The 8,971-nt window shown below is 39.7% G+C and carries 9 protein-coding genes and 5 pseudogenes; 1 reads left to right on the forward strand and 13 read right to left on the reverse strand.

Going from position 1 to position 8,971, the window contains the following annotated elements; translation table 11 throughout:
• Window positions 1-243: transposase (locus CIK04_RS14080; RefSeq protein ID WP_142994982.1), on the forward strand; the 243-nt coding region annotated here is incomplete at its 5' end.
• A 498-nt stretch (window positions 244-741) separates the two neighbouring features.
• Here the strand turns inward: CIK04_RS14080 and CIK04_RS14090 are convergent.
• The 13 genes and pseudogenes from CIK04_RS14090 to CIK04_RS14175 form a co-directional block, all read right to left on the reverse strand.
• Window positions 742-2,571 (reverse strand): AAA family ATPase, encoded by a 1,830-nt coding sequence (locus CIK04_RS14090; protein ID WP_097353650.1) that lies wholly within the window; start codon window positions 2,569-2,571, stop codon window positions 742-744.
• Window positions 2,572-2,791: 220 nt separating this feature from the next.
• Window positions 2,792-2,973 (reverse strand): annotated as a pseudogene (locus CIK04_RS14095) (DUF645 family protein).
• A 414-nt stretch (window positions 2,974-3,387) separates the two neighbouring features.
• Window positions 3,388-3,481 (reverse strand): annotated as a pseudogene (locus CIK04_RS35555) (ggdef family protein); the annotation flags it as partial.
• Window positions 3,462-3,506: pseudogene (locus tag CIK04_RS35560) on the reverse strand (hypothetical protein); the annotation flags it as partial. The pseudogenes CIK04_RS35555 and CIK04_RS35560, both read right to left, overlap by 20 nt.
• 1,244 nt (window positions 3,507-4,750) lie before the next feature.
• The gene (locus tag CIK04_RS14130; protein WP_097353651.1) at window positions 4,751-5,119 is read right to left on the reverse strand and encodes a hypothetical protein; all 369 of its coding nucleotides are present in this window, start codon (window positions 5,117-5,119) and stop codon (window positions 4,751-4,753) included.
• A 155-nt stretch (window positions 5,120-5,274) separates the two neighbouring features.
• Window positions 5,275-5,604 carry a hypothetical protein gene (locus CIK04_RS14135; protein ID WP_005500288.1) on the reverse strand — a complete coding sequence of 110 codons (330 nt, stop codon included), beginning with the start codon at window positions 5,602-5,604 and terminating at the stop codon, window positions 5,275-5,277.
• 149 nt (window positions 5,605-5,753) lie between these two features.
• The gene (locus CIK04_RS14145) at window positions 5,754-6,650 is read right to left on the reverse strand and encodes a helix-turn-helix domain-containing protein (RefSeq protein WP_097353652.1); all 897 of its coding nucleotides are present in this window, start codon (window positions 6,648-6,650) and stop codon (window positions 5,754-5,756) included.
• A 200-nt stretch (window positions 6,651-6,850) separates the two neighbouring features.
• Window positions 6,851-7,276 carry a GNAT family N-acetyltransferase gene (locus CIK04_RS14150; protein WP_097353657.1) on the reverse strand — a complete coding sequence of 142 codons (426 nt, stop codon included), beginning with the start codon at window positions 7,274-7,276 and terminating at the stop codon, window positions 6,851-6,853.
• A 25-nt stretch (window positions 7,277-7,301) separates the two neighbouring features.
• A pseudogene (locus CIK04_RS14155) lies at window positions 7,302-7,413 on the reverse strand (DUF3265 domain-containing protein); the annotation flags it as partial.
• A gap of 3 nt (window positions 7,414-7,416) precedes the next feature.
• A complete protein-coding gene (locus CIK04_RS14160; protein WP_097353653.1) occupies window positions 7,417-8,115 on the reverse strand; it encodes a hypothetical protein in 699 nt (232 codons plus the stop codon).
• A gap of 43 nt (window positions 8,116-8,158) precedes the next feature.
• A pseudogene (locus CIK04_RS14165) lies at window positions 8,159-8,279 on the reverse strand (DUF3265 domain-containing protein).
• A gap of 22 nt (window positions 8,280-8,301) precedes the next feature.
• Complete coding sequence (locus CIK04_RS14170; RefSeq protein ID WP_065168335.1) at window positions 8,302-8,697, reverse strand: hypothetical protein; 396 nt, start codon at window positions 8,695-8,697, stop codon at window positions 8,302-8,304.
• A complete protein-coding gene (locus CIK04_RS14175) occupies window positions 8,694-8,852 on the reverse strand; it encodes a DUF3265 domain-containing protein (RefSeq protein WP_176463338.1) in 159 nt (52 codons plus the stop codon). The genes CIK04_RS14170 and CIK04_RS14175 overlap by 4 nt, the downstream gene beginning before the upstream one ends.
• Window positions 8,853-8,971: the final 119 nt, after the last annotated feature.

Raw genomic sequence — 8,971 nt, forward strand, 5'->3', positions numbered from 1 at the left:
GGCCGCTATAAAGGCAAACGAATTATCCAAGGTGGGCGCGCTCAGGTGCGTACAGTCCTGTATATGGCGATGATGTCTGCAATGCAATCTAACCCTGTTTTTAAGACCACATATCAGCGATTACTGGAAGCAGGAAAACCCAAAAAAGTAGCCATCATTGCCTGTGTTAGAAAGATGGTTGTGATCCTGAATTCAATGCTAAGAGACGGAACTATGTGGAATGAAAATATGGCGAAAAATTAACTATTGACGCCATACTCGTTTGTTATGCTTAAGCTTCAATGGGTTACGTTTTTCTGGAAACAAGATTAACTCGACTTTGATTCAGAAACAAAAGCCAAAAATTAGAAAACCGAAATGAATCATAGTTTTAATAATCAGACTTCGGATTTTGGCAAAACTGGCTTGGAGTTTAAAAACCAAAAATGGATTTCTGATTGAGCCAGCCGCACTAACCTCGCGCTTGCCCGAAAATAGAATGAGGCAACACTCAGAATTTTCAGCGCCAAAGAATTGATGTCCGAAAAACAGCGCTCAAAACAGCCAACTTGCCGACAAACACCAAACTGAAAAGCTGAGGGAGCAAAGAAAAACCATAAACCACTGATTTTACTTGATTAAGCATAACGCCCGCTTAAGGGGCAGCCAACGCTACTACCAACTTTCCGCATAACACCATAACCACAAAAACCAACGCATGGTAAAAATGCCGCGCGTTGGCTGTCCCTCTTGAAGCGTTTGTTATGGGGCTGGTTTTAGATGATCTAAATATGGAGAACAAAGATCTAAAAACACAGTTTTCCAACGCTCTGGTAATTCGCTGAACTCATCACTCCAATTTGAAGATATATGTTCGTATGCCTTATACGGTTTTTCGCTTGATGGTGCAGCATAACCGAGCAAGTCTTCGATACACTCTTCGATCATTATTCTACGTTCAGGACCTGTTTGAGCAAGAATGGGAGCATTCATTGCTTCTGCCCTCTCCGTTCCAGCATCACGATCGTGCATAAAAATATAGTTAACATCTAATGCATTTAGGTATTTAGCTATCGAAATCAACACAGCTTTACCACGCGCCCTTAGGAACTCACAATTACCAATAACCCGAGCCTTATCTTCCGAGCTTAAACGCTTGATTGTTTCTCTAACGACAACTTCTTCTGTATCTCCTTCCACAAATATACATTTGTTAGTAAAAAACATTCTTGAGATATAATCATCAACTTTTAGTAACATTTTCAGATTTTGTTTTTCATCCTGTTGAAGATCAGAGAATGCACTTTCAAGATTGAATGATGTAGTTCCAGTAAAGCCACCATCGCTATATGAAAATTTAGTTAAGCTAATGCTATTGTCTGTACCAAGATTTACCATATATGGCGAATGGGTAGTCGCAACAATTTGACAATTAGGTCCTGCAAGCTCATACAACGAATCCCTGAGTTGATTTGCCGCCGATGGATGCAAATAAATTTCTGGTTCTTCAAAGCAAAAAATCGTGCTTCGCGGGTTATCTGAATTTTTGTTTACAAATTCCTGTACAAACCTCAGCAACTGAAATGCTGTTGCTCTTATCATACCGTGACCTTGGTATGAAACCTCTGTTTTTACATTACTTTCCAGTTCAACTGAAAATTGAGGTTTAATAGTTTTCTCTGGTTTATCTAATGCGGCAGAAACATGAACAGATGAATCTGGAAACAAGTTGTGAACCATACCATTTAGTTCTTGAATTAACTTACCAAAGTCAGTGCCTGTATCACTTGGATTTAGTTCTGATGCTAATTGGTTTAGAAAATGCTGTGCTTGTTCATAGTTTTCTGACTGAGATCGCACTTGTTCAAATAAATCACCTAAAAGAGACTGTAATGCTCCATTGCTTGAGGTTAATTCAGATACACATGATTCAGCAGGCACAATAACTATACGAGGTAATTTAGAAAGTACATTACCAGGAATGCCACCCGGATTTTCAACCCACTGTGGTTCTTGATCTTCTTGAATTTCCCAATATTCAGTTAAATCTTCGAGTTTTTCTTTAATTGCTTTAATAGTGAGGTTTTTCGAAAAATTACCTTCACCAAAAAATTCTTTCAAAAATTCTGCCGTGAAATCGTCACCTACTAATTCTGACACTTGTGTTGCACCAACAAACTGGTCTTTAGGTGCCTTAGGATATTCAAGCATGTAAACTTTTGGCTTTGACTGTGTGATAGACCAAACTTTTTTGTAAACTATGCTGTTTTCAGTTTCATCTGGTAAAGGAGCCTCAACTTTAATAATTCGGCCTTTAAAACCAACCCACTCTTTAGCCTCTTCCGGCAAATTGTGGTATTCCGCAACCATTTCAATTTCTTCAGCATATTCATACAAATCATCTTTTTCATTATATGTTTTCGAATAATCTTCTCTCTGTGCATTCTTTGCACTATGCAGAAGTTGAATTGCTGCAAAAACACTAGATTTACCCGCATTATTTGCGCCAATTAAAAAATTCGAATCTCTAAAACCAATCGTACAACCTTTTAATTTTCGAAAATTGTCGATCTTAATTTCGTGTAATCTCACTAGCCACCTCTTTAGAATTTTGTACTTGAATGAAGCCCCATAACGCCCGCCTAAGGGGCGGGCAACGCACTACCACTAAACTCAAACACAACAACCGAAACCACTGCGGCTCAATGGGACTGGAAACGCCACGCGTTGACAGTCCCTCTTGAGGCGTTTGTTAGCTTCGTAGCCGATTGTTTAACAATGACTTTTTAAACACATTTGCTTGAAATGCATTTTATGCAAAAGCATCACTCAAACACACGTCCAACGCCAAAAGCTGTGAAGTTGGCTGCCAAAACTCAAAACGCTCAAGGCTAAGTTGGCCACGGTTAAGAGTCCGCGACAAAGAAAGCACACTTTCAGCGATGATGCAGCCTTTGTGAAATCAAACTTTCCGTGTGGAGCATCCAACAACATTGAAGCATCGAAGCTTGATGGTTTTCAGCGACTTTGAAAATACTGAACTTTCAACGCTTTCTACCAAGTCAGCATCCGACAAATTCGAAAGCCAAGTTGTGAAATTTGAACGCTAAAAGCTGAGTTTTCAGAACGATTGAGCTTGGATTTTGATGATTTCTGTCTTTAAGAAGCTAACGCCCGCCTAAGGGGCTGGCAACGCATTACTACTAAACTCAAACACAACAACCGAAACCACCGCGGCTCAATGGGACTGGAAACGCCACGCGTTGACAGTCCCTCTTGAGGCGTTTGTTAGCTTCGTAGCCTATTGTTTAGCAATGATTTTTCAAACACATTTGCTTGAAAGTCATTTTACGCAAAAGCATCAAGCAAACACACGTCCAGCGCCAAAAGCTGTGAAGTGAGCTGTCAAAACTCACAGCGTTCAAGGTTGAGTTGGCCACTTACCGAATTTCCGACAAAAAAAGCGCGATTTCAGCGACGATGCAGCCTTTTGTGAAACCAAGTTGGCAGTGTTGAACATCCAACAACTTTGAAGCATCGAGACTTGTTGGTTTTCAGCGGCTTTGAAACTGCGGAACTTCCAACACTTTCTACCAAATCAGCATCTAGCAAAATTCAAATGCCAAATTGTGCAATTTGAACACTAAAAGCTGATTTTTCAGAACAAGAAGTTTGGATTTTAATGATTTTAGCCTTTAAGAAGCTAACGCCGCGTTAAGGGGCGCAGGCACGCACTACAAAAGCTACCGCACAGTACCGTAACCACCAAACTCAACGCAAACTGAAAATGCCACGCGTGCCAAGTCCCGCTTAAACGCCTTGTTATGCTTAAGCTTCAATGGGTTACGTTTTACTAGAAACAAGATTAACTCGACTTTGATTTACAAACAAAAGCCAAAACGTAGAAACCGAAATGAATCATAGTTTTGATAATCAGGCTTCGGATTTTGGCAAATCTGGTTTGGAGTTTAAAAACCAAAAATGGATTTCTGATTGAGCCAACCGCCCTAACCTCGCACTTACCCGAAAATTGATTGAGGCAACTCTCTGAATTTCCAGCGTCAAAGAATGAGTGTCCGAAAAACAGCGCTCAAAAAAGCCAACTTGCCGACAAAACCAAACTAAAAATCCAAGGGAACAAAGAAAACCATAAACCACTGATTTTACGTGATTAAGCATAACGCCGCGTTAAGGGGTGCAGGCACGCAATACAAAAGCTACCGCACAGTGCCGTAACCACCGAACTCAACGCAAACTGAAAATGCCACGCGTGCCAAATCCCACTTTAACGCTTTGTTATGCTTAAGCTTCAACGCCCACATTTTTACCAAAACAAGATTAACTCGACTAGGATCCGCTAACAAAAGGCAAAACCTAAAAAACCGAAATGACTCATAGTTTTGAAAATAAGACTTTGAAATTTGGCTACTAAAACTTAAAAACCTAAGTTCAAATTGCTGACTGAGCCAACTGCCCTAACGTCGCGCTTACCTGAGAATTGATTGAGGCAACTCTCTGAATTTTGAGCGCCAAAGAATAAGTGTCCCAAAACAGCGCCCGAAGAAGCCAGTTTGCCGACAAGCACAAAACCAATAAGCCAAGGGAGCAAAGAAAACCATAAACCACTGATTTTATTTGATTAAGCATAACGCCCAATTAAGGTGTGAAGCACGCTGCCACAGAACTCAATTTGACTACCGTAAACACTGAACTAAACCCAAACCAAAAATGCCAAGCGTGCTGAATCACTCTTAAATTGTTTGTTATAAGCCTACCCAAAGATACGTGCCCAAAACCCTTTCTTTTCTGTTGGCTGAGATTTCTGGCTTTTAGTTGGTTTAGTGCATTTATGAACCTGTTTATGTTGGTCAGTAGCTGCTATTAGAATGTTCACTAAATCAAAGGTTGATTCATAATTAATCACATCATAAGCCTGCACAGATTTTGACTCGGAAAATAGGTCTTGGAAAATATCTTTCCATACGTTGTAGTATTTCGAGCACTGTTTTTCAGTACCAAACATTTGCCCATAAGAACCACAAAGTAATGCATGGGTAATCTGTTTGCGCTGCCCATTGTTCGCTTTAGCTTGGGAGATTTGCTCCGCACTGAGAGCAACAAGTATTAAAGAATTTTCCATATTTCCTCTTTGGCTTATAACGCCGCGTTAAGGGGCGCAGGCACGCACTAAAAAAGTAACCGCATCACACCTTAAACACTAAACCCAACGCAAATTGAAAATGCCACGCGTGCCAAGTCCCTCATTAACGCTTGTTATATGCGTACTGGCACCGATCACCACACATGCAACTTAAAGTAAACCAAGAAAGATGCTATCAGAATAAGACCACACCAAGCGAAAAATACGAAGGCTTTCGCCTCAGTTTCTGCTTCTTCCATATCGGGAAGTAAAGCCATGAAATAGCATCCGATTGGAACTAATTCGTACATTTTACCTGCATATTGGTTATTCATGCCTAAGAAAGGTGGAACATACAAATACAGAGCTGAATAGCTGACAAAAAAGATAGTAACTAAAATTCTGTTCCAACCTATCTCTTCGCCTTCTTGGTACAGCTTAAATAACAGGTAGATAGCACCCAATATTGCTAGTATCAAAAACATCCTGTTCAGAAATCCCTAAAGCATATAACGCCCGCCTAAGGGGCTGGCAACGCATAACACTAAACTCAAACGCAACAACCGTAACCACCGCGGCTCATTGGGACTGGAAACGCCACGCGTTGACAGTCCCTCTTGAGGCGTTTGTTAACTTACTCTTCAGCGAGTTTTTCACGAACAATATTTTGTGCTTTGATAAAGCTTCGCCCATGCCATGACTCATAGTTTTCCGCAATCGGGTATCGGTGATGAATGTCGGTAAAATCATCCCACCAAGGATCTTCTCTGTAGCCAATGCCTACAAAAGTACCTGGATATTTTTCACCGGATAGTAAGCAGCTAAAGTCATCACAGCTTAACGTTAAACCTCCGCATCTAGAGCTATAACGTTGCTTATCACGCAATGATTTTATCAATTCATAAAAGCTAACAAGTTGGCGTCTGCCACCAGCCCCTACTTCATCACTTATATGCCAGGTCCGATGTAATATTTTGTATTTAAAATCATCAATTTTGAGTAGTAAAAACGCACGAGCTTTACTGCTATCTTCTCGGACAAAGAATACACGCAGAGGTTTGGTTTGTTTAATTTCATCTAAATACCAATGAGGCTCACTCATAGTCTGGTCATTGTTGCTAAATGGGCTATTTTTACCCTCTAAAAGCCAATCTCTATTTACTCCGAATGTATTCGCAAAATGATCTACAAACTCAAATGTTGGTTCTTCTTTTCCTCGAAAGACGCCTTCTAACTCACTAACCTTATGTAGTTTCATTACTTGAGCTAACTGAGCAATTGTGTATTTTGAATACTCCCTGCCTTCATTCATTAAGTCTAACGTTTTTACAAAACGCATAGCAATTCGACTTACTTCTGAATCAATTTCAGTATCGCTCTTCGCATCTTGATTTGCTTGAGTCGCAACTATAATCTTGGTTTCGGTAGGTGCAGGGTGTGACTTAAATACCCTTGAACCTATAGCTGCAATCAATGCCATTCCTGCTCCCGAGAAAAGCCATTCTTTATTTTCAATCAACATTTCAATCATTAGCGTTTCCTACAATATCTGCTCGACACCAATAATACATATACCATTGATTTAGTAAAGAAAATGGCGTTCTGGTAAGTTAACGCCCGCCTAAGGGGCTGGCAACGCATTAACACGAAACTCAAACACAACCACCGTAACCACCGCGGCTCATTGGGACTGGAAACGCTACGCGTTGACAGTCCCTCTTGAGGCGTTTGTTAGGTTTGTGCTCCGAAGCTCATGTAGTAGTAACCACCCAATTCATCATCCACTTTCGACACAATTTCAAAACCTTGTGACAAATAAAAGTTGAGTGCTCTTTGATTTTGAATCATGCATTTAAGGCTTAAGTTGCCATATTTCTTTTTTGCGCCATTAAGCAGCATCGAGCCAACACCTTGACCCTGATATTCCGTGGAAACATAGAGATGATGGATAAAATTGTCAGGTTCCCAAATGGAAATGAAGCCGGCAACATTACCGAAAACCTCAGACAACCAAATTCGTTCACCTTGACTATCGCGATCGAAGTCTTCTAGCCGAAAACTATCAGCCTTGAGCCATGGGAAACTATCTCGCCTAGAGTCCAAGTAGAGATTTCTCAACGATTCAAGATTACAGGCACTAAACTCTTTGATTTCCATGAACAACCTTAAACCTAACGCCCAGTTAAGGGGTGAAGCACGCAATGACCAAGCCTCTGCATTGCACTTCAACACCGAAATCAAACGCATACCAAAAATGCCACGCGTGCTGAATCCCTCTTGAACTGTTTGTTATGTTTCTATCCGTACCAGTTTATGTATTCAACCATTTTCTGTGTATGTTTTCCTATTTTATTTTGAAAGTATTCACTTGAATCTTTAGAGATTTTTGAGTAAACATTCAGCAATTCAAAATACATTTTGTCCTTCGCCTCACCTTTAGTAAGGTTATTTTCCTCCAGCCACTCCGCGATCTCTTTTATATTTTTTTGAGCCTCACCGATTTCTTTTGAGTATTTTTTCATTAAAGAAAACTGAGATAATTCTCCAACAGATGATTCAAAACAATATTTATCAACGTCAGAACGAAGTTCAGCAAAATACTTCATATATTCTTTTTTACCCATCAAGAAATACAGTTTTCTATAAGAAGCTGTAAGGCTAATTTGAGTATCAAACGCATCAGAACTAGAGATGTATTTATGCCCTAAACAGTCATCCACTGATTTATGATAAATCTCATAAGTTTCATCTGAAACTTTAGAGAATGGAGCAGTTCCAAATATTTCAAAAAATGGAAGTTTTGAATAGTGATAATGTAACTTATCCTGACCATCTAATATAGAAAAGTAAACATCACACATTCTTTCTTTTGATTCACTCTTTTGAGTTTTCCCTTGAAGGTAAATCAATAAAACTATACCTGCAAAGATCTTTAGAGCAATGTCTATCACTGGGTATATTACATCTTTAAATAATACTATCTGTTCTGGTGTCATTTAACATCCTACTTGAAATTTACAATTGAAACATAACGCCCTGTTAAGGTGTGAGCAACGCAATACCAATGCTTCCGCATACCACCTTAAACACTAAATGCAACGCATAGCAAAAATGCCACGCGTTGCGAATCACTCTTAAACAGTTTGTTATGTAAAACAATGCTCTACTGATTACTATTAGGCTTATTGAACACAGTAGTCATCACCAACTTTCTTTAGCCTATATGTACGTAAGTTATCTATATCGAATAAATTAGACTTCGTAGTTTTTCCGTCTTTTTGTACTGTTTTAATTTTGCATGCGACAAGCTGATAGCCGCTATCTTGAACCAAGTGAATATTATCTAGACTTGTAGTGTAATTTCCTCTCTTATAGCTTCTTCCACTCTTGGTCTTACGCTTATGGTCATATTCCCATTTGGCTGAAAGAATTAAGTTCTCGTTGTCGCCATTATTCTGATCGATACCGAAGAAAACCATTTTCTTCTCGTGATCTACATATGAATATTGACCCTGTCTTCCTTTACAGCTGAATCCTATTTCTTCTAGGAATTTGGTCACTGTTTTAAATTTTTTCATTCAACCATCTTAAATTTAAAATGTTTTACATAACGCCGCGTTAAGGGGTGAATGCCGCATAAACCAACCTTCCGCAGACCACTTTCACCACCAAAACCAACCGCATACCAAAAATGCCACGCGGCATGAATCCCTCTTAAACGCCTTGTATGGATAATAACTAACGAATCAGGGTAAGGTGAGACCCAGACTTTAGCTGCAACTAAAGTTCTCTATCTGATAGTTCGATTGAACGCTGGCTCCTCTATTGAGAGACCGATAACAAGAACGAACA

Source organism: Vibrio sp. 03_296, assembly GCF_002265885.1.

Coding starts and splice junctions, on each gene's coding strand:
- CIK04_RS14130 (WP_097353651.1), bottom strand. CDS start 5,119: ATGGAAAATTCTTTAATACTTGTTGCTCTCAGTGCGGAGCAAATCTCC.
- CIK04_RS14135 (WP_005500288.1), bottom strand. CDS start 5,604: ATGTTTTTGATACTAGCAATATTGGGTGCTATCTACCTGTTATTTAAG.
- CIK04_RS14145 (WP_097353652.1), bottom strand. CDS start 6,650: ATGATTGAAATGTTGATTGAAAATAAAGAATGGCTTTTCTCGGGAGCA.
- CIK04_RS14150 (WP_097353657.1), bottom strand. CDS start 7,276: ATGGAAATCAAAGAGTTTAGTGCCTGTAATCTTGAATCGTTGAGAAAT.
- CIK04_RS14160 (WP_097353653.1), bottom strand. CDS start 8,115: ATGACACCAGAACAGATAGTATTATTTAAAGATGTAATATACCCAGTG.
- CIK04_RS14170 (WP_065168335.1), bottom strand. CDS start 8,697: ATGAAAAAATTTAAAACAGTGACCAAATTCCTAGAAGAAATAGGATTC.